The organism is Rhodovibrio sodomensis, assembly GCF_016583645.1.
Classification (GTDB): Bacteria; Pseudomonadota; Alphaproteobacteria; order Kiloniellales; family Rhodovibrionaceae; genus Rhodovibrio; species Rhodovibrio sodomensis.
Window position 1 is genome coordinate 1 of the sequence record NZ_NRRL01000014.1, and the last position, 23,754, is coordinate 23,754.

Sequence of the window (23,754 nt, forward strand, 5' to 3'; positions counted from 1 at the left end):
GTTCAGCTTGGCCTCGACCTTGGCCAAGCGCTCCTCCAGCGCCACGATGTAGTCGACCAGTTCGTCCTTGGAATGCTGCTTCAGCTCTTCCCGCCGACTCATACCATTCTGGAATCATACCAGAGTCCGGGCGTAAAGAGCTGACCCGAGCTGCTGCTGGACTGATCCGGCAGGCTAGAAACTCACGGGCCCACCCCCGGGGGTGAGCAGCTACACACTATCTTTCGCCTCTTGCTCCTGAACATTTTCAGCCACCCACTCCAATCGATAAGTAGGTGTCATATTGACAAAATTGATGAAGTCCTGTGGATGAACGGTGCCTTCTCCTCTATATTTGACCAGTAAGCTTAAAATCGCTGAAAAGCAGGTCAACATTCTGTTGTGTTTCAGTTTGTAATTCTTTACACGCCTCTTAACTTTTTGCTTCTCGGGCTCAGTCTTTGTGCGCGCTTCGTAATTTACACAAAAGGTTCGCCAAAGCCGCATAACGTCATTCACAAGAAATGTTGGCACAAACTCGTCGCGATGATCTTCATAATCGCGCCAATATTTCGCTACAACATCATCTACAACCGTCTGATAAACATCTTGCCCCACGAGCGGTTGGCTCTCTAGTAACAACAGAAGGCGCGCTGTCAGGGTATTCTGAACGTCATCTTCGGGCGTTCCAAGATTTTTGATAAGCTTCGAACCAGTATAATGCAGCAGGTATTCGCCATCGCCATCAAAATCTGGAAGGCCCAATGACTTAATGGCCTCAATTAAATCAGCTTTCACCACGATTTCATCAAGCCGATTTAAATACCGCTGCGGTTCACGGCCACCAGAGGAATTGTCCGAGTCTTGACCCTCAAAGCTTGGGAGTCCTACGATGAATAAATCAAGGTCACTTTCATTTGTAGCCTCTAAACGACCGTAGGAACCTGTGGCATATACACAAGCTTTACCGTCACATAATCCGCGAGCTCGCTCAAGTTTTCCAACAATTTGTCTAATGTTCTCGCTTGACACCTGACGGCGCCGGGTGAGTTCGTTCATATCACGCCTTCCATTCAGCGATTTTCGCAAAAATTTCCGCCTGCTCAATTGCGTCATCTACTGCGAAATGTGTGTGCTCACGCTCAGGTTGCAACCAATCCGGTAATTTAGACCTCCCTGCGCTCGAGAATGGCAGATTAGCCTTTATGGAGACAGCCGTTTTAATATCGAAGCATCGTGAATAACCGAATGGCGACCCTTTATCTGAAAACGCAATGAAATACCAATACAGCCAAGTCCAGTCAAAGCTTACCGGATACGCAGCTAGGACCGGTTTGGTCTCACCTGCTAATGACATCACCCAATCCCATGCATCATTCATCGCATCTTTTGGAGAAGCCCCTTCACGTTGCAACCTCTCTCTATCAAGTTGATTTATATTTAAAGCTTCTACTTCGTAATTTTCAGAGATTGGTTTGATTTCACGGTAGAAAATTTGGTCATATTTACTTGGTTTCTCGAAAGTCTGCCCGTCATATTGCCCGGCATAGACAAGCGCAAAGGACAACATTGAGTATGGCCCAGGAATCGGACCATCGGTCTCCACGTCCGCGGAAAAATATGTATCACCGATTTTCACGACATTACTCGTGCTTTCCGCGTTGCCTTTTCTGACCGCTAGTTTGTCACACTGAGACGAACACGCCGAATCAAAAGGTGTCATCTTTATCCGCTCTACCCCAAGATATGCCACTTCCGTGTCCTGTGGAGCATAGTTCTTGTGTGTCATATATCGCAAGCGTCCATTTATCCGTTAAGCGATAGCCTATGCGGCGTCTACCCTACTCCGCCGGCTCCGCGCGGGCCTCGCGGCCTTCGTGGGTGAGCGGCTGTTCCAGGTGGGCGATGATTTCCTTGGGCACCACCTGCCAGAAGTGCTCGCGCTCGGCCTGCCAGTCGATCAGCAGCCGTTCGGCGAAGCGGGACTGGGTCTCGCGGACGTGCTCGGCGATCAGGTCGCGCAGCACGCTCTCCCAGTAGTCGGTCTGGATCCGCTGCCAGGTTACCTGGTCCGGGTTCACGCGCCGCTCGAAGTCGCCGTCGGGGTCGTAGACGTAGGCCATGCCGCCGGTCATGCCGGCGCCGAAGTTCGGTCCGACGTTGCCGAGGATCACCGCGGTGCCGCCGGTCATGTACTCGCAGCCGTTGGCGCCGCAGCCCTCGACCACGGCGACGGCATCGGAGTTGCGCACGCAGAACCGCTCCCCGGCCTGGCCGGCGGCGAACAGCCGGCCGCTGGTGGCGCCGTACAGCACCGTGTTGCCGACGATCGAGTTTTTCTGGCTCTCCAGCGGGCTGGCCGTGGTCGGCCGGACGACGATGGTGCCGCCCGACAGGCCCTTGCCGACGTAGTCGTTGGCGTCGCCGAACACCTCCAGTTTCAGGCCCTGCACGGCGAACGCGCCCAGCGACTGGCCGGCGGACCCGCGCAGGCGCACGGTCGCGTGGCCCGGGCGCAGCCCGGTCATGCCGAACTTGCGCACGATGTGCGAGGACAGGCGGGTACCGATCGCCCGCTGGGTGTTCCGGATGGTGTACTGCAGCTGCATCTTCTCGCCGTCCGTGAACAGCGTGCGGGCGTCTTCCACCATCTGCGCGTCGAGCGTCTCGTCCACCTCGTTGCGGCCCTTGCGGGTGCAGTAGGTGGCATACTCGCCCGGGTCCGGGCGGGCCAGCAGCGGGTTCAGGTCGAGATCGTCCAGGTTGGGCGCCCCGCGGTTGACCTGATGCAGCAGCTCGGTGCGGCCGATCACCTCGTTCAGCGTGCGCGCGCCCAGCGAGGCCAGCACCTCGCGAACCTCCTCGGCGATGAAGGAGAACAGGTTGACCACCTTCTGCGGGGTCCCGGTGAACTTCTCGCGCAGCTTGGGGTCCTGGGTGCAGACGCCCACCGGACAGGTGTTGGAGTGGCACTGCCGGACCATGATGCAGCCCACGCTGACCAGCGAGGCGGTGCCCACGCCGAACTCCTCGGCCCCCAGGATCGCCGCGGTGACGATGTCCCGGCCGGTCTTGAGGCCGCCGTCGGTGCGCAGCTTCACCCGGTGGCGCAGCCGGTTCAGGGTGAGCACCTGGTGGACCTCCGACAGCCCCATCTCCCAGGGGATGCCGGCGTACTTGATCGAGGTCAGCGGGCTGGCGCCGGTGCCCCCCGAGTGGCCGGCGATCAGGATCACGTCGGCCTTCGCCTTGGCCACGCCGGCGGCGATCGTGCCGATGCCCGAGCGCGCGACCAGCTTGACGCAGACCTCGGCGTCGGGATTGATCTGCTTCAGGTCGTAGATCAGCTGCGCCAGATCCTCGATCGAGTAGATGTCGTGGTGCGGCGGCGGGCTGATCAGCGGCACGCCCGGGGTGGCGTGGCGCAGCTTGGCGATGATGTCGGTGACCTTGAAGCCGGGCAGCTGCCCGCCCTCGCCGGGCTTGGCGCCCTGGGCGACCTTGATCTCGATCTCCCGGCAGTTGTTCAGGTACTCCGCCGTCACGCCGAACCGGCCCGAGGCGACCTGCTTGATCGCGGAGTTCGGGTTGTTGCCCTTGTCGTCCGGCTTGAAGTGCGCCGGGTCCTCGCCGCCCTCGCCGCTGTCGGACTTGGCGCCGATCGAGTTCATCGCGATGTTGAGCGTCTTGTGCGCTTCCGGGCTCATCGCGCCCAGCGACATGCCCGGCGTGACGAAGCGCTTGCGGATCGCGGTGATCGATTCGACCTCCTCGACGGACACTGGACGCACGTTCTTGGTGTTGAAGTCGAGCAGGTCGCGCAGCGTGGTCGGCGGCAGGATGCGCATGCCCTCGGAGAATTTCTTGAAGGTCGAATAGCTGTCGCTCGCCACGGCCGACTGCATCACGTGGATCAGCTGGCCGTCCCACGAGTGCCGCTCGCCGCGCCGGCGGTACTTGTAGAAGCCGCCCACCGGCAGGGCGATGAAGTCTTCCGACCAGGCGCGCTCGTGCAGCTCCAGCACCTTCTGCTGGATGCCGGACAGCCCGATCCCGGAGATCCGCGAGGGCATGCCGGGGAAGAACTCGTCGACCAGGGTGCGCGACAGGCCCACGGCCTCGAAGTTGTAGGCGCCGCGGTAGGAGGCCAGCACCGAGATGCCCATCTTGGACATGATCTTGAGCAGGCCCTCGTCGACCGCCTTCTTGAAGCGCTGCAGGCACGCTTCGATGCTCATGTCCGGGAACAGGCCGCGGGCGTGCCGGTCGGCGATCGACTCCTGCGCCAGGTAGGCGTTGACCGTGGTCGCGCCGACGCCGATCAGCACGGCGAAGTAGTGCACGTCCAGGCACTCGCCGGAGCGGACGTTGAGCGAGGTGAAGGTCCGCAGCTTCTGGCGCATCAGATAGGTGTGCACCCCGCCGGTCGCGAGGATCATCGGCAGCGGTGCCTTGTCCGGGCCCAGCGCCTTGTCGGACAGCACGATGTGCTCGCAGCCGCCGCGCACCGCGTCCTCGGCGTCCTGCTGCACCCGCAGCAGGGCGGCGTGCATGGCGGCCTCGCCGCCGGCCGGATCGAACGTGCAGTCGATCTCCGCCACCGTGTCGCCCATGTAGGCGCGCATGGACTCGAACTCGGCGTTGGTCAGCACCGGGCTGTCCAGCTGCAGCAGCCGGCACTGGCTGGCGTCCTCGTCCAGGATGTTGCCCAGGTTGCCCAAGCGGGTCTTCAGCGTCATCACCATCTTCTCCCGCAGCGAATCGATCGGCGGGTTGGTGACCTGACTGAAGTTCTGCCGGAAGAAGTGGTGCAGCGGCCGGTAGCGGTCGGACAGCACCGCCAGGGGCGTGTCGTCGCCCATCGAGCCGATGCCTTCCTTGGACTCCTCGACCATCGGGTGGAGGACCATCTCCATGTCCTCCATCGTCTGGCCGAACGCGAGCTGCCGGCGGCGCAGGTTCTGCTTGTCGTATTCCGCGTGCTCGCCGTGCTCGGGCCGGACGATGTCGTCGATCTTGGTGATCTGCTTGACCCACTCGCCGTAGGGCTGCTGACCGGCCAGCACGTGCTTGATTTCCTCGTCGTGGTAGAGCGTGCCGGCTTCCAGATCGACGGCGATCATCTGGCCGGGGCCGATCTTGCCCTTCTCGACGATGTGCTGCTCGTCCAGGCGCACCATGCCGGTCTCGGAGCCGACGAACAGCAGCCCGTCGTCGGTCACCGTGTAGCGCAGCGGGCGCAGGCCGTTGCGGTCCATGCCGCCCAGCACCCAGCGGCCGCCGAAGGCGCAGATCGCCGCCGGGCCGTCCCACGGCTCCATCACCGAGTTGCAGTAGCGGTAGAGGTTCTTCAGTTCCTCCGGCATCGACCGGTCGGCGGAGAAGGATTCGGGAATCAGCAGCGTCTTCGCCATCGGCACGCTGCGCCCGGCGCGCACCAGCAGCTCGAAGGTGGCGTCGAGCGCGGCCGAATCGCTCGAGCCGGCCTGCACCACGGGCTTCACGTCCTCGATCCGGTCGCCGAAGCGCGGGTGGTCCAGCCGGCACTCGTGCGCCTTCATCCAGTTCACGTTGCCGCGCAGCGTGTTGATCTCACCGTTGTGGGCGAGCACGCGGAACGGCTGGGCCAGCGGCCAGGTCGGGAAGGTGTTGGTCGAGTAGCGCTGGTGGAAGATCGCGAAGGAGGAGACGAAGCGCGTATCCTCCAGATCCGGGTAGAAGCTCGTCAGCTGCTCCGCCAGGAACATGCCCTTGTAGATGATCGACCGGCAGGACAGGGAGCAGCAGTAGAAGTCCTTGATCGACTCCTCGGCGACCGCTTTCTCGATCCGCCGGCGGATCACGTAGAGGTCGAGGTCGAAGTCGCTGGCCGAGCGCCCGCGGGCGTTGGAGATCATGATCTGCTCGATCTCCGGGCGGGTCGCGTTCGCCTTCTCGCCGATCACGCCGGTGTTCACCGGCACCTGGCGCCAGCCGTAGATCGTGTAGCCGTACTTCAGGATCTCGCGCTCGACGATGACGCGGCAGCGCTCCTGGGCGTCCAGGTCGGTGCGCGGCAGGAACATCATGCCCACGGCGACGCGCTCCGGCCCCGGCTTGTGGCCGGCGGCGGCGATGTGCTCGTGGAAGAAGTCTTGCGGGATCTCGACGTGGATGCCGGCGCCGTCGCCGGTCTTGCCGTCCGCGTCGATCGCGCCGCGGTGCCAGACCGCCTTCAGGGCGTCGATCCCGGCCTGCACGACATCGCGCCGCGGGCTGCCGTCGACCGACGCGATCAGGCCGACGCCGCAGGCGTCGTGCTCGTCGGACGGGTCGTAGAGACCGGTCTCGCTCAGCGTGCGGGCATTTTCCTCCCACGCACGGATGGCGGCATCCTGGCCCTGGCCCCAAACGCTGGTCATGGCGTCGTTCCTCTTCTCTCGGTTCTGCGGGCGCGCCCGTCGCCGGGTGCGCCCCGGTTACGCCGCGAGGGCGTCGTCGAAATTCACCGTCGGCGCGTTCGAAAACAGCGCCGGCATGTCCAGGAAACCCGGCTGGCCGGCCACCCGGTCCATCCAGGCAAGGACGGCCGGCACATCGTTCAGGTCGAAGCCGCCCTCGCCCGCCAGATGGGCGTAGGCGTAGAGCGCGATGTCGGCGACCGTGAATCGTCTTCCGGCCAGGAACTGCCGGGTCTCCAGCGCTTGGTCGAGCACCTTCAGCGCGTGCGCGCCGTTCGCCATCTTGGCGCGCAGCCCCTCTTCCTGGCCCTCGGGCACGCCGGTGAAATGGCGCCAGACCCGGGCGACCGCGATGTTGGGCTCAAAGCTGTACTGCTCGAAGAACAGCCATTCGAGCACCTCGTCCTCGTCCGCGGGCGCGTCCGGGCGGTACGCCGTGCCGCGCGCGAGCGCCAGCAGCAGGGCGTTGGATTCGCCCATGCCCCGGCCGTCTGGAAACTGCAGGAACGGCACCCGCCCGTCCGGGTTGAGCGCGCGGAAGCGCGGGTCCTGCGTGTGTCCCTCGACCACGCTGGTGCGCACCACCTGGGTGTCGCGCCCGGTCAGATGCAGGATCAGCGCGACCTTGTAGCAGTTGCCCGAAGTCGGGTCGGCGAACAGGCGGTAGGTCACTGATCGCGCTCCGGATATTCGTCTTCGGGCGGAAAGTCCGACGCGAAAATCTGCTCGACGGTAAACGGACACGCCTCCGGAAACCTCTCACGTTTCAGACCGGTTTCCAGGGCAGCGCTTTTAACCGCCTTGGAATAGCCCGACCGGATCAGTTTCTCGATCACGTCGTCGCGCGCCAAGCTCGGACTGTCATCGAGGATCAAGTCGATCTTGTCGCGCGAGTCGTTCATGCTCGTAAGCCAACTCCAGGAGCGTTTGTCGGGCTGGTAGGTCCACTTTAAAAGGTGCTCCAGCACGCGCTTGATCTGGCTCTCGAGCGCCCGCCGGTCGCTCGCACCCAAACTCCACAGCTCCTCTGCGATGTTGTCGATGTCGAGGCGGTCCACGGCGCCGTCGCGCGCGGCTTGCGCCTGATCCAAACACCACTGGTTGAAGTCGTGTTCGTAGCGCCCGTGGAGCGAAACGATGCACCCGGCGTTACCGATCGCATCCAAGATCATCGTGTCGCCGATCAGAACGTGGAGTTGCCGGAATTGCCCAGCTTCGCCGTCCAACAGGCCGGCGCTCCGGATCCGCTGCGCGATGTCGGCGGGGTCGACGAATATATCCACGCTGGAATTCAGGTAGATCAGCAGATCCACGGTCTGGCTGTCGGCATAATCGCCGGCGCGCAGTTTCCCGAGCTTGCGATTGTAAGCTTGTATGATCTCATAGACGGCTTGGCGCTCAGGCGCGTCGCCGACCTGGCCATCGCCGGGATCGAGAACGAACCGATCGCTATCCGGCCTGAACGCCTCGCGGTCGGCCGCGCTCAGGTCGCGCTGATAGGTCGGGGACGTCGCTTGCGTGACCTCGACCCCGACCTGCTCGCCATCGGTCGTCTCCAGCACCGCGTTGGGCAATGCGCGCGCCGCCTCCGGATCACTCACGCACAGGTTGGCCGGCATCCTCAACCGCTCGCTCGCCACCAAGGCGATCAACAAGCGACGCAGACACCAGTCCTCGCCTTCGGCGCCACGGGCGCGCAGCCGGCTTTGGCTGGTCAGCCGATCGAATCGCGGTCCAACGTCGCGACCGAACGCCCCGAGTTCTTCGTCGAGCCGCTTGGTGCCGGTCAGCTGTACGACGGTGCGATACGCACTCTGTTCCGTTGGCAGCGCCATCGTGCGCCCCCTACTCCGCGGCCACCGCTTCGGCCGGACGGTCGCCGGCCGGGCTCTGGCGGGCCTTGCCCTTGATGTAGCCGTCGATCTGCTCGGCGGCGTCGCGGCCGTCGCGGATCGCCCATACCACCAGGCTGGCGCCGCGGGCGATGTCGCCGGCGGCGAACACGCCGTCCAGGCTGGTCATCAGGGTCCGGAAGTCGACCTTCACCGTGCCCCAGCGCGTGGTCTCCAGTTCCGCGCAGTCGAACAGCGTCGGCAGATCCTCGGCGTCGAAGCCGAGCGCCTTGATCACCATGTCGGCGTCCAGATCGTAGTCGCTGCCCTCGACGATCCGCGGCGCCTGGCGGCCGCTGGCATCCGGGACGCCCAGATGGACGCGCTGCGCGCGCACCTTGGTGACGTGCTCGTCGCCCAGGAACGCCTTAGGGGCGGCCAGCCAGACGAATTCCACGCCCTCCTCCTCGGCGTTGGCGACCTCGCGCTGCGAGCCGGGCATGTTCTGCCGGTTGCGCCGGTAGAGGCACTTGACGCTCTTGGCTCCCTGGCGCATCGCGGTGCGCACGCAATCCATCGCGGTGTCGCCGCCGCCGATCACGACGACGTTCTTGCCCTCGGCGTTCAGCTGGCCGCTGTCGAACTCCGGCACCTCGTCGCCCAGGCCTTTCCGGTTGGACGCGGTCAGGAAGTCGAGCGCACGGACCACACCGTTGAGGCCGACGCCCGGGACCTGGATCTCGCGCGCCTTGTAGACGCCGGTCGCGATCAGCACCGAATCGTGCTGCTGGCGCAGTTCCGGCAGCGTCATGTCGCGGCCGACCTCGAAACTCAGGTGGAAGTGTACGCCGCTGTCGTAGAGCAGCCGGGCGCGGCGCTCGACGACGTACTTTTCCAGCTTGAAGTTCGGGATGCCGTAGATCATCAGACCGCCGATCCGGTCGTAGCGGTCGTAGACGTGCACCTGATAGCCCTTGCGGCGGAGTTGCTCGGCCGCGGCGAGGCCGCCCGGCCCGGCCCCGATGATGCCGACCGTCTCGTCGCGCTCGCGGATCGGCTTGACCGGCTCGACCCAGCCCCGATCCCAGGCGGTTTCGGTGATGTAGGTTTCCACCGCGCCGATCGTGACCGTGCCGTGGCCGGCCTGCTCGATCACGCAGTTGCCCTCGCAAAGCCGGTCCTGCGGGCAGATCCGCCCGCACACCTCGGGCATGTTGTTGGTGGCGCTGGAGACCTCGTAGGCCTCCTGCAGCCGGCCCTCCGCCGTCAGCATCAGCCAGTCGGGGATGTTGTTGTGCAGCGGGCAGTGGACCTGACAGTACGGCACGCCGCACTGCGAGCAGCGCCCGGCCTGGGTCTGCGCCTCCTGCGGCTGGAAGTTCTCGTAGATCTCGTCGAAGTCGCGCCGCCGGGCGTCCGGGTCCCGCTTCTCGGGCATCTGCTTGGCGACGTTCACGAACTTGAGCGTCTGTCGCGGCATGGTGGTGTCGTGCCTCCTGAAAAGCGGTCTGTGCCCACCGACGCGCTGGACCGCGCGCGCCGGCCGGCGCGCTTGCGTAATGTCTGGGCCGGTATCTGTTCCAGTGTCTGGGCCGGTGCCTGGGCCGGACCCCGGCGGCACACGTCCGCCGGGACACCGGGACGCCGGTTATCTCTATATACCGCGCGTGCCTGCGGGAGACCAGAGCAAAGAACCCGATAGGTCAGCTATGCTGTCTCATAAAGCCGGCGCAAACGCGCGAAAGCCCGTACGCCATGCCGGGGCGGGCGTCTCGGTCACCCAGATCGTAAACAAATCGGACCTACTTGCGACGCGTTGGCGTACGGCCCGGAACGACGTATAACCCGCAGCCGTCATCCCCACGGACGGCGCCGGTCCGCGCGCCCCGCTCCGGCTTGCTTCGAGGTTGCGCTGCTTTGCCCCTGCTTCACCTGTTCGTCTTGTCGCTGGTCCAGGGGATCACCGAGTTTCTGCCGATCTCCTCCTCCGGCCATCTGGTCCTGACCTGGCGCTTGCTCGGCTCCGACGTGCCGGACCACGACCAGCTGATCCTCGACATCGCGGTCCACGTCGGCACGCTGGCCGCGGTCTGCGGCTATTTCTGGCGCGACATCCGGGACATGGTGCGGGGCGTCTTCGCCGGCCTTGCCGGCCGGCCGACCGCGGGCACGCGTCTGGCGATGTTCGTCGTGCTGGCGACCCTGCCGGTGATCGCGGCAGGCTTTCTGTTGAAGGACATGGTCGACGACCTGCTGCGCAGCGCCGAGCTGATCGCCTGGACCACGCTTGTGTTCGGGGTGCTGCTGTACGTCGCCGATAAGGCGGGCGCGCAGCTGCGCCGGGTCAGCGAGATGCGCTGGGCGGATGCACTGATGATCGGGCTGATGCAGGTGCTGGCGCTGATGCCCGGGACCAGCCGGTCGGGCATCACCATGACCGCGGGCCGCCTGCTCGGCTACGACCGCCGGGAGGCCGCGCGCTTTTCCATGCTGCTGGCGATCCCGGCGATCGCCGGCGCGGGCACGCTGGCTGGCCTAGACGTCTATGAGAGCGGCAACCTGGCGCTGGGCCTGGACGCCCTGATCGCCGCGGCGATGGCGTTCGTCGCCGCCTGGATCGCGATCGCGCTTTTGATGCGCTGGCTGGCGGTCGCCAGCTTCACGCCGTTCGTGGTGTATCGGATCGTGCTCGGCGGGCTGTTGCTGGTGCTGATCTATACGGGCGTGCTGTAGGGCGGGTTCGCCGCGCGCCAGCACGGCGCCTCGGCGGGTCCCCTCTCCCTTGAGGGGAGAGGGGATTCAGCGCTTCGACGAACGCTCGGACAGCGACCGATTTAGCGCGCGTCGCTCGGCAGGTGGTGCTTGGAAAACCGGCCGCCGGGGCGGTAGCGGACCAGGTAGGTGGGTAGGATCGCCTCGATCGCCTGCGGCTCCAGGCCCAGGGTCTTGAACGACAGCGCGCCCTTCTGGACGACGTTGTCCTGCTTGAGCAGGGTCACCTGGTCGCGGGTCAACAGCGGCTTGGGCAGCAGTTCCGCCGCGCCGGCCTGCAGCTGCGCCACGCCGAACGGGATCGGCAGCAGCAGGCGCTTGCGCCGGATCTCCTTCAACAGCAGCTCCATCAGCTGCTTGAAGGTGTAGACCTTGGGGCCGCCCAGTTCGTAGGTCTTGCCCTTGGTCTTGCTCTCGTGAACCGCCGCCATCGCCGCATCGGCGACGTCGCCGACGTAGACCGGCTGGAAGCGGGTCTTGCCGCCGCCGATCAGCGGCAGCGCCGGCGAAATCCGGGCCATCTGGGCGAAGAAGTTGAGGAAGCCGTCCTCCGGCCCGATCACGATCGACGGGCGCAGGATGGTCGCCTGCGGGAACTGCTTCAGGATCGCCGTCTCGCCCTCGGCCTTGGTCCGGGCGTAGACCGAGTCGGATTCCTTGTCCGCGCCGATCGCGGAGACGTGGATCAGGCGCTTGACGCCGGTTTCGGCGGCCAGCCGCGCGATCCGCTCCGGGCCGTTGACGTGCACCTCGTCGAAGGTCTGCGCGCCGCCCGGCTCGAACAGCAGGCCGATCGCGTTGAACACCGCGTCCGCGCCGTCGACCGCCTCGCGCACCGCCGTCTCGTCCTGGATCGGCACCGGCATCCGCACGATCTGCCCGACGTTGCCGTAGGGCTGCAGGAAGTGCGCCTTCTCGGTGTCGCGCACCGCCACGCGCACCACCCAGCCTTCCTTGGCCAGGCGCTTGACGATGTAGCGCCCGACGAAGCCGGAGCCGCCGAATACCGTCGCAACCTTCGCCATTGTCGTTATCCCGCTTCCTGGTCGTTGATCGTTGCCGCCGCGTGGTGCGCGCATGCAGGTCCGCCGGCGGGCCGGCACCGGACGCACGGGGACGGGGTATAGCATCCCCGCCGGGGACGTTGACACCCGGATGTGCGCGGCTATGGTCCGCCGCATTCGGCGCGCCGTGAACCGCGCGCACAGCCTGCCGTTACACGAGACATGGGGCATTCGCCGTGGCGATCCAGCTGCACCGCAACGACCTGCCCGCCGACCTCGACCTGGGCGCGACCGTGGCCGTCGACAGCGAGACGATGGGCCTCAACCTGGTCCGCGACCGTCTGTGCCTGGTCCAGCTGTCGGCCGGCGACGGCAACGTCCACCTGGTGCAGTTCGCCGACCGCGACTACAGCGCGCCCAATCTGCGCGCCCTGCTGCGGGACCCTGAGGTCACCAAGATCTTCCACTACGCCCGCTTCGACCTGGCGATGTTCGAGGCGCACTTCGGCGAGCCGACAGGCCCGGTGTATTGCACCAAGACGGCCAGCAAGCTGGTGCGCACCTATACCGACCGGCACGGCCTGAAGGACCTGTGCAAGGACCTGCTTGGCGTCGACATGTCCAAGCAGCAGCAGTCGAGCGACTGGGGCGCGGGCGAGCTGACGGCCGAGCAAATGAACTACGCCGCCGCAGACGTGCTCTACCTGCACCAGCTGAAGGATATCCTCGACCGGCTGCTCGCGCGCGAGGAGCGCGCCCAGCTGGCCCGACAGATCTTCGACTTCCTGCCGGTGCGGGCGCGCCTGGACCTGCTGGGGTGGTCCGAGGTCGACATCTTCGCGCACTCGTAAAGCGCGCTGCCTTATTACCAGGCGTCGAACATTGTACAGGCCCCGCGTCGCCCGGCGCTGTCGCCGAACGGTCGGCGGTCTGCTATTGTCTGGTTGCGGCGGGAAACCAAATGTAAAAATGCATCTTCCTGGGCGCATCCCGCGCTCCCCGTGATCCGACCGGCGGCGGAACACGCGCGGACCCGGAACGCGCGGCCGGACAGTCCGGCCCGCATGCCCCTCGACCCGCATGCCCACCGACAGGACGCCGACCGACCCGACCATGGCCGCGCTGCGCGACAGTTCCCAATCCCTCCAGGCCAAGCGACCGCCTCGCCTGTCGTTGCGCGACCGGCACAGTCTCCTGGTCGGCACGCTGAAGGTGATGTTGCCGGCGCTGGCCGCGGCGATCGTCCTGGTGCTGATCGCCTGGCCACAGCTGGTACCGGATAAGCGCGACTTCCGCCTGTCGGTCTCCGACCTCGCTTCCGAAGAGGTCGACAACCTGACCATGGTAAACCCGCGCTACCGCAGCCGCGACGAGGAGAACCGCCCGTTCACGGTGGTCGCCGACCGCGCGCTGCAAGAATCCAGCGGTGCCAGCGAAGTGAAGTTGTTCGCGCCGCAGGCCGACATGACGCTGCAGGACGGCAGCTGGGTGACCGTCTCCGCCGACCGCGGCCTCTACCACCGGAAGCGCGAATATCTGGAACTGCGCAAGGACGTGCATCTGTTCCACGACCGCGGCTTTCAGTTCCAGACCCGAAAGGCGGACGTCGACCTCCAGGCGGGCACGGCGCACTCCAACACCCCGGTGACCGGCCACGGCCCGGAAGGCCAGATCGATGCGCAGGGCTTTCGTATCCTGGACAAGGGCGCACGCATCATCTTGACCGGCAAGAGCCAGATGACGATCCGCGAGAGCGCCCTGGAGGGGACCCAGTGATCCGTTTCGCCGAACGCGTGCAGACCAGCCCGCGCCGCCTCGTCGCCGTGCTCGCGCTTGCGTTCGGGCTGTCGGCCGCGGCTGTGCCGGCCGCCGGGCAAGGTCTGGTCGGCGGCTCCGGCGAGGGGCCGCTCGAGATCAACGCGAGCAAAGGGATCGAGTGGCGGCGCGACGAGCAAGTCTACATCGCCCGCGGCAATGCGAGCGCCAGCCGCGGCGGCGTCACCGTCTACGGCGACCGTCTGATCGCGCACTACCGGGAAACCGAAGACAAGCAAGGCACCAGCGACGCCGGTCGCGGCGAGGGAACCGGGGACGGCGGCAACGGCGGCAGCGGCGTCGGCCTGTCCACCGGAAGCACGGAGATCTACCGCGTCGAGGCGGTCGGCAACGTCCGGATCGTCGACGACCGCTCCACCAGCCGGGGCGACAAGGCCGTCTACGACCTGGACCAGCAAGTCGTGGTGCTCACTGGCGACAACCTGCGGTTCAAGACCGAGCAGGAAACCATCACCGCCGAGGACTCGCTGGAGTACTGGCAGGCCCGCGACCTGGCGGTCGCGCGCGGCGACGCCAAGGCGGTGCGCGGGGACCGGGTGATCCGCGCCGAAGTGCTCGCTGCCCGCTTCGCGCCCGCGCAGAATGGGAGCAGCGAAGCCAGCCAGACCGGCAGCGGCGACGATCCGGCGGCGCGGCAGGAGATCGAGCGGATCGAGGCGTTCAACAACGTGCGCATTTCCACCCCAAGCGAGTTCGCCCGCGGCGACCGCGGCGTCTACAACACCCGCACCGAGATCGCGACCTTGATCGGCAACGTCCGGATCACCCGGGACGGGAACCAGTTGAACGGCGGCTGGGGACAGGTCAACCTGCGCACCGGGGTCAGCCGGCTGCGCGGCGCCCCGCCGGACGCCGCCGGCGACAGCCGGGTCCGGGCGCTGCTGCAACCGGATTCCGCCCAGGACGTCAGCCCGTCCGAGACCGCCCAGTCGGAGGCGCAGGACACCGCCCAAGGGCCCACGGCCCAAGGGGCTCCGGGCCAAGGTGCTGGCGACCAGGGCGCCGGCGGGTCGGCCGGCCCGGACGCCGGGGCGAGCGAGGGACGGACCGAATGACCGACGAGCCAGGCGACGGCGGCGACGGCCCGTCCAGGCCCCAGACCAACGTCACGCCCCTGCGAACCGAGCGGACCACGCGACCGGCCGGCGGCAGCGGCGGGCAGAACCCGGCCGCGCTGGCCCAGCAGGAGCAGGAGCAGGGCCGCAACGATCCGCGCGCGATCGCGCGTACCGGCGGGCTGGCCGCGATCAACCTTGGCAAGGCGTTCAAGAAGCGCCCGGTGGTGCGGTCGGTCACGCTGTCGGTTCAGCGCGGCGAAGCGGTCGGCCTGCTGGGCCCGAACGGGGCCGGCAAGACGACCTGCTTCTACATGATCACCGGCCTGATCGGGCCGGACTACGGCTGGGTCACGCTGGACGGGGCGGACGTCACCGATCTGCCGATGTACCGCCGGGCCCGCCTGGGCGTCGGCTACCTGCCGCAGGAAGCCTCGATCTTCCGCGGGCTGACGGTCGAGCAGAACATCTACGCAATCCTCGAAGCCGTGGAGCCCAACCGCAAGCGCCGGCAGGCGCGGCTCGAAGACCTGCTGGGCGAATTCGGCATCTCCCACCTGCGCCGCACGCCGGCGCCCGCCCTGTCCGGCGGCGAACGCCGGCGCGTCGAGATCGCCCGCGCGCTCGCCTCCAATCCGTCGTTCATCCTGCTCGACGAGCCGTTGGCCGGCATCGACCCGATCGCGGTGGGCGACATCCGCGATCTGGTGGGGCATCTGAAGCACCGCGGCATCGGCGTGCTGATCACCGACCACAACGTCCGCGAAACGCTGGAGATCGTCGACCGCGCCTACATCATCCACGAGGGCGCGGTGCTGATGGAGGGCAAGCCGGCGGAGATCGTCGCGCACGAAGAGGTCCGCCGCGTTTACCTTGGCGAGACGTTTTCGCTATAAACCGGTCCCCGGGAAAGACCAAAGGGCCGCGGGGTGCGCCGCGCCAATGCGGCGCAGGACGGCTCCGGGGAAGGGTCGGCCCGGGTCGCGAATGCCGCGCCGTCCGAGCGAACCGGATTGCCCGGGAAGGTATTACCACCTTCCGGCATCTTGCCCTAGGCGCGCCTTTCGGGATCGTCTTAAATCGCGCGCAAGGTTCTTGAGGTAAGTTCGTTAACGTTGATGCAGCCTTATGCGGCAGCCCTTGCAGGAACGGTGGACGGTTAATCGACGATGGCGCTGTCCCAGCGTTTAGAGCTCCGCACCAGCCAGTCCCTGGTGATGACGCCGCAGCTGCAGCAGGCCATCAAGCTGCTGCAGCTGAACAACCTCGAACTGGCGACCTACATCGACCAGGAGCTGGAGCAGAACCCGCTGCTCGAGCGCGACGAGCGCGACCGCCCGGATGCCGACGCCAGCCAGGCGGAAAGTCGCCGCGGCGACGAGGACGATCTGGACGACCGCAGCGGCGAGCGCGACTGGGACGCCGCCCCGGACAGCTTTGCCGACGACATGGGCACCGACTGGGCCGCCGTCCCCGGGGCTGCGGGCGGCGCCGGCGGCGGCATGGACGACAGCCTGTCGGGCATCGACCAGCGCGCCGCGACCACGGTCAGTCTGCGCGACCACCTGCTGGAGCAGGTGCACCTGAGCATCGCGGACGCGACCGACCGCGCGATCGCGGAGGCGCTGGTCGACAGCCTGGATGCCGCCGGCTACCTCGCCGTCTCGCTTGACGAATTGGCGGACATGCTGGGCGTCGAGGCCGGGCGGATCGAACCGGTGCTGACCCGGCTGCACGGCTTCGACCCGGCCGGGGTATTCGCGCGCGACCTGGCGGAGTGCCTGGCGATCCAGCTGCGCGAACGGGACCGGCTGGATCCCGCGATGCACACGCTGGTCGCCAACCTGGAACTGGTCGGACAGCGGGATTGGGCACGGCTGAAGCGGCGGTGCAACGTCGATAGCGAGGACCTCAGCGACATGCTGGCCGAGCTGCGCGCCCTCGACCCGCGCCCGGCGCTGGCGTTCGAGGGCACGCCGGTGCAGCCGCTGGTTCCGGACATTCTGATGCGCGCGGGCCGCAACGGCGGCTGGCACCTGGAGCTCAACCCGGACACGCTGCCGCGCGTGCTGGTCAACCAGCGCTATGCCCGCGAGGTCGGGGCCGCCGCCGGGCGCGACAAGGCGGCGCGCAGCTTCCTGAACGACCGCCTGCAGTCGGCGAATTGGCTGGTGCGCGCCCTGGAGCAGCGGGCCAACACGATCCTCAAGGTCGCGGAGGCGATCGTCACCCACCAGGCGGGATTCTTCCAGCACGGGGTGGAGCACCTGCGGCCGCTGACCCTGCGCGAGGTCGCCGAGACGATCGAAATGCACGAATCCACCGTCAGCCGGGTGACCGCGAACAAGTACATCGCGACCCCGCGCGGCACCTACGAACTCAAGTATTTCTTTACCGCCACGATCCAGGGTGCCGACGGCGGCAGCCACTCGGCCGAGGCGGTGCGCCAGCGGATCAAGACGCTGATCGACCAGGAGACGCCGGACGCGGTCCTGTCGGACGACCGGATCGTCGCCATCCTGCGCGGCGAGGGGGTCGACATCGCGCGGCGCACGGTCGCGAAGTACCGGGATGCCCTGCGCATCCCCTCCTCCACCCAGCGCCGCCGGGAGAAGGCGGCGATCGCCTGACGCCGACGGACGCGCGGATGTCGTAGAACCGCAAGCCGGCCAGCGCGTTAATCCCCAGAAGACGTGGTCGCAAGACGGGGGTCCCAAGACGGGGGTCGCGGCGGCCCGCGGGAGAATGCACTTGAACCCGCACATGGAGGGCGTAGCCTGAGGGGAGCACGGGTTGGCGTGCGAGTTGACACCGCGTTCGCCCCTCCATAGGTTCGCGTCCTCCGGCCGGCGGGCCCACGGGGGACGGCCTGCGCCAGGGTACGGACGGATCCAGGAAATAAGGTCATGCAACTGTCGGTGAACGGCAGGCATCTCGACATCGGCGACGCCCTGCGCAGCCATATCGAGGACAGCCTGACGACCATCTTCGCAAAGTACTTTGGCGATGCGATCGATGCGCGGGTGACGATGTCGCAGACCAGCCACCTGTACCATGCGCAGGTGAACGTGCACGTCGGCCGCGGCATCCACCTGGCCGCCGAGGCCGAAGCCGACCGCGTGTATGCCGCGTTCGATGCCGCGGCGGAGCGGCTCGCCAAGCGGCTGCGCCGCTACAAGCGCCGGCTGCGCGACGAGAAAAAACACCAGCAGTCCCCCCTGGACGTGGTGGAAGGCCGGCATTACGTGCTGTCGAGCGGCGAGGCGCCGGGCGACGTGGATGACCAGGCGCCGGACGCCGACGAGCTTGAGACCGCCGGCGACGGTGAAGATACGCAGCCGGCGGTGGTCGCCGAAATGAGTTACGACATCCCGAGCCTGACGGTAAGCGAGGCCGTTATGCGTCTGGATCTGGCGGATGTACCGGCGATGATGTTTCGCAACGCCGCGCACGGCGGTCTAAACATGATTTACCGCCGCGGCGACGGCAACGTCGGTTGGGTCGATCCGGAAGGCAATACGGATGCCGCTGTCGCCGACCAGCCGGCCGGGCCGAACGCGCCCACGACACCGAACGCGCCCACGACACCGAACACGCAGGACAGCCGCGGGTGATCCGCGGGTCCCGCCGCCCCTCCCACAGCCGTCTTTCAGGGTGATCCGAGGATGGAAGTCACGGATCTGATCCGGCCGCATGCGGTGGTCCCAAACCTTCGGGTCACCAGCAAGAAACAGGCCCTGCAGGAGCTGTCGCGGCGCGCGTCCGATCTGATCGGCGTGCCCGAGCGGCGCATCTTCGACGTGTTGGTGGAGCGCGAGCGCCTGGGCACCACGGGGGTGGGCAACGGGATCGCGATCCCGCACGGCAAGCTGTCCGAACTGACCGACCTGCGGGCGATGTTCGCACGCCTGGAGACGCCGATCGACTTCGAGGCGATCGACGAACAGCCGGTCGATCTGATCTGCGTCCTACTGGCGCCGGAAAGCGCGGGCGCCGACCACCTGAAGGCGCTCGCCCGAATCTCCCGCCTGCTGCGCGACCGCAACGTCTGCGAAAAGCTGCGCGGCAGCGACAGCGCGGACGCGGTCTACGCGATTCTGACGGAATCCGCGGCCAGCCGCGCCGCCTGAGCCCTCGCACAACGCGGTTCGTCCGCCGGCACATACGATGCGCGCCGGCGTCCTTTTCGAACGCCGGCGCGCATCGATTATGGATTTTCCCAGCAGGACAGACGACGGCTCGCGGGCCCAGGACGCAATCGCCCCAGACCGCCGTCGCTTAGTGCACGCTGACGGGTTCCAGGTCGTGCTGGCGTACCGCCGCGAATGCCACGTCGCGGTCGTTCACGAGAGCCATCTGTGTGCCGTCGGCGGCGTGGATCGCATAGACCCCTTCGCCTTCGTGGGTGGTCGGCTTGACGTACGCCATGTGGTTCAGGCCCCACGACGCCAGATCCTGCTGGCTGACCTGTTCCTGGTGTGTGTGCTTGTGCATCTGGGATCGCTCCTTTCGAAGGCAGCTGTCTCGCGTTTCCCACCTGTTCTGATGTGGCGATCGCGAGGGACGGAGTGAAGGGCCACCCTGTCGATATCCCGATGAGGGTGACCTGGTTGGCGTGGATCAGCCCTGATCTTGCGAGGTACGGCGGCCGCGCTGACGGCCCTCGGCGCCGGTGTCGGCTCCGCACCGGCCGCCGCCGTTCGCCCGGCCGGTGTCACTCCGGCGGGGTGCCAGTTCCTCGCGCGACTGCTGACCGGTCTTGATCTCGACCGTGCGGACCTGGGGTTCCGGCCGCACTCGGGCCAGATCGATGTGCAGCAGGCCGTTGTCCAGGCTCGCGCCTTGAACTTCGATCCCCTCGGAGAGCACGAACGAGCGCTTGAACTGGCGCGAGGCGATGCCGCGGTGCAGATAGACCCGATCGCTCTCGTCGTCGGTCTGCCGGCCATGGATGGTCAGCTGCGTGTCCTCCACCCGGACCTCCAGGTCGTCCGGGCGGAATCCGGCGACCGCCAGCGTGATCCGCAGGTGGTCCTCGTCGACCTGTTCCACGTTGTACGGGGGGTACCCATCGCTTGCCGTCTTCGACACGCGGTCCAACGCCCGCTCGAAGTGGTCGAAGCCCAGCAGAAGCGGGGAGTTGAAGACGGATACACGCGACATCTGGCGCAGGCCTCCTCGCCGGGGAGCAAGGCTTTTCCACATTGTCCGCCATCGACGGCCCCGACTATGCTCGGCGACCGGTGGCGCAAGGGCCCGCCTTGGCGGCGCCCCCGCATTGCTATACTTGGGGGGCGGTGCGGTCGCGTTCAAGCGGGCCTGCCAGCCGCAATGCCGAGCTATCCCGCCGCTCGCCCGAGCGTGCGCGGTCAGCTAGGTTGCGGGCCATTCGCAAGCGCGCGATCAACCGACGACAGGGAGCGGGAAGCGATGGGTCAGTTCGGCGTCGGCCAGGGAATCACGCGGATCGAGGATCACCGCCTGCTGACCGGTCACGGCAGCTACACCGACGACCTGAAACGCCCCGACGCCCTGCAGATGGCGGTGGTGCGCAGCCCGCACGCCCATGCCGAGATCGCGCGGATCGACACCGCCGACGCGCGCGCCGCCGATGGCGTGCACGCCGTCTACACGATCGCCGACCTGGACGCCGCCGGTATCGCCGACATTCCCTGTATGACCCCGATCCCGGGCCGCGACGGCAACCCGCCGGTGATGCCCGGTCACCCGGTGCTGGCGCGCGGCCGGGTGCGCCACGTCGGCGATCCGGTCGCGGTCGTGGTCGCGGAGACCGCGCAGCAGGCCGCCGACGCCGCCGACCTGGTCGAGGTCGATTACCGCGAGCTGGACCACGTGACCGGCTTGGAGGCGACGCTGGCCGACGGCGCGCCGCGGATCTGGGAGCAGGCCCCGAACAACCTGTGCCTCGACTTCGGGATCGGCGACCAAGCCGCGGCCGACGCCGCCTTGGCCGGGGCGCACCACGTCACCCACCTGAAGCTGGTCAACAACCGCGTCGTGGTCGCCTCGCTGGAGCCGCGCGCGGCGCTCGGCGAGTACGACGCCGAGACCGGCACCTACGTGCTCACCACCGGCAGCCAGGGCGTGCACGGGCTGCGCAACCAGCTGGCGCAGCACGTCCTGAAGGTCGATCCCGAGCGTGTGCGCGTCACCACGCCCGACGTCGGCGGCGGGTTCGGCATGAAGATCTTCCTCTACGGCGAACAGGTGGTCGCCCTGCACGCCGCCAAGCAGCTGGGCCGGCCGGTACGCTGGTCGGGCCAGCGGACCGAGAGCTTCCTGTCCGACGTGCACGGCCGCGACCACGTCAGCGAGGTCAGGATCGGCTTCGACGCGGACGCGCGGATCGTCGGCGTGCGGATCGACACGATCGCCAACCTGGGCGCTTACCTGTCCAACTTCGGGCCGTACGTCGCGACCAGCGCCGGCGCGCGCATGTATCCTGGCGTCTATAACATCCCGGCGCTGTTCGGGCGCACCCAGGCGGTCTTCACCAACACCGTGCCGGTCGACGCCTACCGCGGCGCCGGCCGGCCGGAGGCGGCCTATCTGATCGAGCGCACGATCGACGTGGCCGCCCGCGAGCTGGGCCTGTGCCCGGCGGAACTGCGGGCGCGCAACTTCATCAAGCCCGAGGCGTTGCCGCACACTACGGCCACCGGCATGACCTACGACAGCGGCGACTTCGCGCGCATCCAGCAAATCGCCCTGGACCGCGCGGACGCGCGCGGCCTCGCGGCGCGCAAGGCGGACGCGCGCGAGCGCGGCAAGCTGCGCGGCCTGGGTCACGCCAGCTACATCGAATGCTGCGCTGGGATCGGCGAGGAGGAAGCCAGGCTGCGCCTGGATCCCGACGGCGGCGTCACCCTGTGGGTGGGCACCCAGACCAACGGCCAGGGACACGCCACCGCCTACGCCCAGCTGATCGCCGACCGGCTGGGCCTGACGCCCGAGCAGATCCGGGTCCGGCAGGGCGACACGGCGGAACTCCAATTCGGCCGCGGCACCGGCGGCTCACGCTCGCTGCTGATGGGCGGCGGGGCGACCACGGCAGCCGCCGACAAGGCGGTCGAGAAGGCCAAGCAGCTGGCCGCCTGGCTGATGGAATGCGCCCCCGGCGACGTCGAGTTCGAGGCCGGCACCTTCACGATCGCCGGGACCGACCGGCGGATCGGCCTGCAGGCGGTCGCCGAGGCCGCCCAGCGCCCCGACCTGCCGGAGCAGCTCGCCGGCGGCGTCGCGGAAACCGCGCGCTATCAGGCGCCGCCGCTGACCTACCCCAACGGATGCCACGTCTGCGAGGTCGAAATCGACGAGCAGACCTTTGAGGTCGAGATCGTCGCCTACACCATCGTCGACGATGCCGGGACGATCGTGAACCCGCTGATGCTGCGCGGGCAGGTGCACGGCGGCACGGCGCAGGGGATCGGCCAGGCACTGTTGGAGAACACCGCCTACGACGCCCAGTCGGGTCAGCTGATCACCGCCAGCTTCCAGGACTACACCATGCCGCGGGCGGACGACCTGCCCGCCTTCGACGTCAGTTTCGTCGAGGACATCCCCTGCAGAACCAACCCGATGGGCATCAAGGGCGCCGGCGAGGCCGGCGCGATCGGCGCCCCGCCGGCGGTGATCAACGCCCTGGTCGATGCGCTGCAGCCCTATGGGGTCACCCACATCGACATGCCGGCGACCCCGCAGCGGATCTTCGAGACCGTCCAGGCCGCCCGGCCGGCCGCGGCGGCGGCGTAACCCTCTGCCGATTACCGGTCAGGCTGTCGTTCCGCCCTCACCGCAGCGCGTCGAGCAAGGCACCCGGGCCAGGCCCGGCAAGACCGAGGGTGACCGCCAGGCCCGCGAAGCCGGCTGCCGGGGCGGTCTCGCTTGCGGCGGTGTAATCGGCGCCCATCGCCAGGCCGAGCGGGCCGACCTGCCAGCCGTAGGCGGCGGCGGTCGCGGGCGGTCCGACCGACACCCGGCCGAGTGTCTCCAGCCGCTGGCTGACGCTGAGGCTGTGCGCGCCGAAGTCCAGCTGAACGCCGGTTTCGTAGTGCCGCCGCTGGCCGCGCGGGCCGCTGACGCCGAGCCGCTCGAACGCGCCGATCGTGCCGAAGTCCGGGAGCGCGTAGCTCAGACCCAGCCGGCCGTGACCGCCCTGCACCCAGGTACCATCTTCGGCCGGACGTTGCCCCCACCAGCCAATCTCGGTCCGCGTCGACAGCCGGTCGAGCGGACTGGCGCGCAGCGTGAAAGTCGTCTGCAGCGTGCCGGTGTCGAAGGCGGCCATGTCGCCCACCTGGTAGCCGCCGGAAAGGTCGGCCGCGAGCCGGCCGGACGGCAGCGTCAAGACGTTCGACAGCTGGCCGCGCACGCCGAGCCGCTGGTCGAACTGTTCCGGCCGGTCGCCGTGGCGCGCCGCGCCGTAGTGGCCGACCTCGACCGCCATGTCCGGGCCCGGGGTCGCGGCCTGCGCGCGCAGCATGCTCTCCAGCCCGACTTCCGCCGGGCTCGAACCGCCGAACGGCGCCTGCCGGGCGACCCGAGGGGCAACCCGCATCGACAGGTGATCATCCGCTAGGCGAAGGTCCGCGGCCCCGACCGGCATCGCGACCCCAACGCCCGCAATGCACAGCACGGCCGCCAGCCCCGCCAGGGGCGCGCGTGCCCCGGCACGAAACGCGTTCGACGTGCGGTAGCGCCCGACCACAACCGGCATCCTTCCCGTCGTCCCGTCGCCCGACCGACTCGGCGGCGGTTACCTACGTGAGCGTGGCGTGCCAGTTGTTAAGATTCGGGAAAAGCATCGTCTTGGCGA

At 67.4% G+C, this 23,754-nt stretch carries 19 protein-coding genes; 9 read left to right on the forward strand and 10 right to left on the reverse strand.

The window, feature by feature from the left end; genetic code table 11:
- Positions 1-210 precede the first annotated feature (210 nt).
- From CKO28_RS07830 to CKO28_RS07855, 6 genes are read right to left on the reverse strand one after another with little or no spacing between them, the layout of a single operon-like run.
- Positions 211-1,038: a nucleotidyltransferase domain-containing protein gene (locus tag CKO28_RS07830; RefSeq protein WP_200340079.1), complete on the reverse strand. Its 828-nt coding sequence runs from the start codon at positions 1,036-1,038 to the stop codon at positions 211-213.
- 1 nt (position 1,039) lies between these two features.
- A complete protein-coding gene (locus CKO28_RS07835; RefSeq protein WP_200340080.1) occupies positions 1,040-1,768 on the reverse strand; it encodes a 3'-5' exonuclease family protein in 729 nt (242 codons plus the stop codon).
- 52 nt (positions 1,769-1,820) lie between these two features.
- Positions 1,821-6,380: a glutamate synthase large subunit gene (gene gltB / locus CKO28_RS07840; RefSeq protein ID WP_200340081.1), complete on the reverse strand. Its 4,560-nt coding sequence runs from the start codon at positions 6,378-6,380 to the stop codon at positions 1,821-1,823.
- Between the two features lie 57 nt (positions 6,381-6,437).
- Positions 6,438-7,091, reverse strand: coding sequence for a glutathione S-transferase N-terminal domain-containing protein (locus CKO28_RS07845; protein ID WP_200340082.1), 654 nt, complete (start codon positions 7,089-7,091; stop codon positions 6,438-6,440).
- Positions 7,088-8,254 (reverse strand): DUF29 domain-containing protein, encoded by a 1,167-nt coding sequence (locus tag CKO28_RS07850; RefSeq protein ID WP_200340083.1) that lies wholly within the window; start codon positions 8,252-8,254, stop codon positions 7,088-7,090. Before CKO28_RS07850 ends, CKO28_RS07845 begins: the two co-directional genes overlap by 4 nt.
- A gap of 10 nt (positions 8,255-8,264) precedes the next feature.
- Positions 8,265-9,731: an NAD(P)-dependent oxidoreductase gene (locus CKO28_RS07855; protein ID WP_200340084.1), complete on the reverse strand. Its 1,467-nt coding sequence runs from the start codon at positions 9,729-9,731 to the stop codon at positions 8,265-8,267.
- A gap of 437 nt (positions 9,732-10,168) precedes the next feature.
- Between CKO28_RS07855 and CKO28_RS07860 the strand changes: the two genes are divergently transcribed.
- Positions 10,169-10,984 carry an undecaprenyl-diphosphate phosphatase gene (locus tag CKO28_RS07860; protein ID WP_200340085.1) on the forward strand — a complete coding sequence of 272 codons (816 nt, stop codon included), beginning with the start codon at positions 10,169-10,171 and terminating at the stop codon, positions 10,982-10,984.
- A gap of 101 nt (positions 10,985-11,085) precedes the next feature.
- Here the strand turns inward: CKO28_RS07860 and CKO28_RS07865 are convergent, their stop codons facing one another.
- Positions 11,086-12,048 carry a complex I NDUFA9 subunit family protein gene (locus CKO28_RS07865; RefSeq protein ID WP_200340086.1) on the reverse strand — a complete coding sequence of 321 codons (963 nt, stop codon included), beginning with the start codon at positions 12,046-12,048 and terminating at the stop codon, positions 11,086-11,088.
- 215 nt (positions 12,049-12,263) lie between these two features.
- Here CKO28_RS07865 and CKO28_RS07870 point away from each other — a divergent pair, with 215 nt between their 5' ends.
- From CKO28_RS07870 to ptsN, 7 genes are all read left to right on the forward strand, one after another.
- Positions 12,264-12,878 carry a 3'-5' exonuclease family protein gene (locus tag CKO28_RS07870; RefSeq protein ID WP_200340087.1) on the forward strand — a complete coding sequence of 205 codons (615 nt, stop codon included), beginning with the start codon at positions 12,264-12,266 and terminating at the stop codon, positions 12,876-12,878.
- A 229-nt stretch (positions 12,879-13,107) separates the two neighbouring features.
- Entirely contained in the window at positions 13,108-13,803 is a 696-nt protein-coding gene (lptC, locus tag CKO28_RS07875) for an LPS export ABC transporter periplasmic protein LptC (RefSeq protein ID WP_200340088.1), read from the forward strand.
- On the forward strand, positions 13,800-14,918 hold the full coding sequence (locus tag CKO28_RS07880; protein ID WP_200340089.1) for an LptA/OstA family protein: 1,119 nt from the start codon (positions 13,800-13,802) through the stop codon (positions 14,916-14,918). The genes lptC and CKO28_RS07880 overlap by 4 nt, the downstream gene beginning before the upstream one ends.
- Complete coding sequence (lptB, locus tag CKO28_RS07885; protein ID WP_242480417.1) at positions 14,915-15,814, forward strand: LPS export ABC transporter ATP-binding protein; 900 nt, start codon at positions 14,915-14,917, stop codon at positions 15,812-15,814. The genes CKO28_RS07880 and lptB overlap by 4 nt, the downstream gene beginning before the upstream one ends.
- 273 nt (positions 15,815-16,087) lie before the next feature.
- Positions 16,088-17,548 carry an RNA polymerase factor sigma-54 gene (gene rpoN / locus CKO28_RS07890; RefSeq protein WP_200340090.1) on the forward strand — a complete coding sequence of 487 codons (1,461 nt, stop codon included), beginning with the start codon at positions 16,088-16,090 and terminating at the stop codon, positions 17,546-17,548.
- A gap of 276 nt (positions 17,549-17,824) precedes the next feature.
- Positions 17,825-18,532 (forward strand): ribosome hibernation-promoting factor, HPF/YfiA family, encoded by a 708-nt coding sequence (gene hpf, locus CKO28_RS07895; protein ID WP_200340091.1) that lies wholly within the window; start codon positions 17,825-17,827, stop codon positions 18,530-18,532.
- Between the two features lie 51 nt (positions 18,533-18,583).
- Positions 18,584-19,048 carry a PTS IIA-like nitrogen regulatory protein PtsN gene (ptsN, locus tag CKO28_RS07900; protein WP_200340092.1) on the forward strand — a complete coding sequence of 155 codons (465 nt, stop codon included), beginning with the start codon at positions 18,584-18,586 and terminating at the stop codon, positions 19,046-19,048.
- Between the two features lie 148 nt (positions 19,049-19,196).
- Here ptsN and CKO28_RS07905 read toward each other — a convergent pair whose 3' ends face one another.
- Together CKO28_RS07905 and CKO28_RS07910 are read right to left on the reverse strand one after the other, a co-directional pair.
- A complete protein-coding gene (locus CKO28_RS07905) occupies positions 19,197-19,412 on the reverse strand; it encodes a DUF1150 family protein (RefSeq protein ID WP_200340093.1) in 216 nt (71 codons plus the stop codon).
- 126 nt (positions 19,413-19,538) lie between these two features.
- Positions 19,539-20,081, reverse strand: coding sequence for an Hsp20 family protein (locus CKO28_RS07910; protein WP_200340094.1), 543 nt, complete (start codon positions 20,079-20,081; stop codon positions 19,539-19,541).
- Between the two features lie 267 nt (positions 20,082-20,348).
- Here CKO28_RS07910 and CKO28_RS07915 point away from each other — a divergent pair, with 267 nt between their 5' ends.
- Positions 20,349-22,691, forward strand: a complete 2,343-nt coding sequence (locus tag CKO28_RS07915; protein WP_200340095.1) for a xanthine dehydrogenase family protein molybdopterin-binding subunit — start codon at positions 20,349-20,351, stop codon at positions 22,689-22,691.
- 37 nt (positions 22,692-22,728) lie between these two features.
- On the opposite strand, the gene CKO28_RS07920 is transcribed toward CKO28_RS07915, so the two are convergent.
- Positions 22,729-23,655 carry a hypothetical protein gene (locus CKO28_RS07920; protein ID WP_200340096.1) on the reverse strand — a complete coding sequence of 309 codons (927 nt, stop codon included), beginning with the start codon at positions 23,653-23,655 and terminating at the stop codon, positions 22,729-22,731.
- Positions 23,656-23,754 lie beyond the last annotated feature (99 nt).

Bases quoted from the DNA above. Each gene is read 5' to 3' on its own strand.
- lptB (WP_242480417.1), top strand. From the start codon at position 14,915: ATGACCGACGAGCCAGGCGACGGCGGCGACGGCCCGTCCAGGCCCCAG.
- CKO28_RS07915 (WP_200340095.1), top strand. From the start codon at position 20,349: ATGGGTCAGTTCGGCGTCGGCCAGGGAATCACGCGGATCGAGGATCAC.
- lptC (WP_200340088.1), top strand. From the start codon at position 13,108: ATGCCCACCGACAGGACGCCGACCGACCCGACCATGGCCGCGCTGCGC.
- gltB (WP_200340081.1), bottom strand. From the start codon at position 6,380: ATGACCAGCGTTTGGGGCCAGGGCCAGGATGCCGCCATCCGTGCGTGG.
- CKO28_RS07835 (WP_200340080.1), bottom strand. From the start codon at position 1,768: ATGACACACAAGAACTATGCTCCACAGGACACGGAAGTGGCATATCTT.
- CKO28_RS07910 (WP_200340094.1), bottom strand. From the start codon at position 20,081: ATGTCGCGTGTATCCGTCTTCAACTCCCCGCTTCTGCTGGGCTTCGAC.
- ptsN (WP_200340092.1), top strand. From the start codon at position 18,584: ATGGAAGTCACGGATCTGATCCGGCCGCATGCGGTGGTCCCAAACCTT.
- rpoN (WP_200340090.1), top strand. From the start codon at position 16,088: ATGGCGCTGTCCCAGCGTTTAGAGCTCCGCACCAGCCAGTCCCTGGTG.
- hpf (WP_200340091.1), top strand. From the start codon at position 17,825: ATGCAACTGTCGGTGAACGGCAGGCATCTCGACATCGGCGACGCCCTG.
- CKO28_RS07855 (WP_200340084.1), bottom strand. From the start codon at position 9,731: ATGCCGCGACAGACGCTCAAGTTCGTGAACGTCGCCAAGCAGATGCCC.
- CKO28_RS07865 (WP_200340086.1), bottom strand. From the start codon at position 12,048: ATGGCGAAGGTTGCGACGGTATTCGGCGGCTCCGGCTTCGTCGGGCGC.
- CKO28_RS07830 (WP_200340079.1), bottom strand. From the start codon at position 1,038: ATGAACGAACTCACCCGGCGCCGTCAGGTGTCAAGCGAGAACATTAGA.
- CKO28_RS07850 (WP_200340083.1), bottom strand. From the start codon at position 8,254: ATGGCGCTGCCAACGGAACAGAGTGCGTATCGCACCGTCGTACAGCTG.
- CKO28_RS07905 (WP_200340093.1), bottom strand. From the start codon at position 19,412: ATGCACAAGCACACACACCAGGAACAGGTCAGCCAGCAGGATCTGGCG.
- CKO28_RS07920 (WP_200340096.1), bottom strand. From the start codon at position 23,655: ATGCCGGTTGTGGTCGGGCGCTACCGCACGTCGAACGCGTTTCGTGCC.